The organism is Acidovorax sp. KPB24-03 (assembly GCF_057546605.1).
Genome location: NZ_BAAJYR010000891.1, coordinates 1 through 662, shown reverse-complemented (window position 1 = coordinate 662; position 662 = coordinate 1). Strand labels below are relative to the sequence as shown.

Sequence of the window (662 nt, the reverse complement as noted above, 5' to 3'; positions counted from 1 at the left end):
CGCCGGGCGCACGAGCAGCAGCAACGCGAACCCCGTGGCCAGCTGGAACGGCCCGTACCACAGCGGAAACTCCAGCAGGCTGTGCACGCCCACGATGGCCAGCACGCCCCAGGCCAGCTGGCGCACCGGATCGGTCTCGCGCCAGGGGGCCAGGCGCCACACGCCCCAGAGCGCCAGCAGGCACAGCCCGCCCGCCACGGGCAGGCCCAACTCGACGGCCAGGTGCAGCGGCAGGTTGTGGGCGTTGTCCAGCAGCACGCAAAAGCGCTCGCCCGGGAACAGCGTGCTGTAGTGGGCATAGGCCATCTCGCCCCAGCCCCAGCCGGTCCAGGGCTTTTGCGCGATCAGGTGGAGCATGTTGGACCACAGCACGGTGCGGCTGACGCAGCCTTGGCCCTCGTCCGCGAGCCGCTGGAACAGCCCGTCCATCGATACGCCCGCCCAGCGCTCCAGCATCCAGGGCAGCGCCCAGGCCGCCAGCGCGTACAGCAGCCCCCCCGTGGCGGCGAAGGCCAGGGGCAGGCCGCCCAGGGAACGGCGCCAGAGCACCAGCAGCCCGAGCATCACGCCCCATTCGAGGATGCCGGTGCGCGAGGCGGTGGCCGCATCCGCCGTGCTGATGAGCATCAGCGCCCAGGCGGCCAGCACGCCCGCGGCCACGG

1 protein-coding gene is annotated in these 662 nt (G+C 72.8%); it reads right to left on the bottom strand.

The window, feature by feature from the left end; translation table 11 throughout:
• Positions 1-662, bottom strand: a 662-nt coding sequence (locus tag AC27KI_RS26650) for an O-antigen ligase family protein (RefSeq protein WP_487116898.1), incomplete at both ends; no start/stop codon positions are given.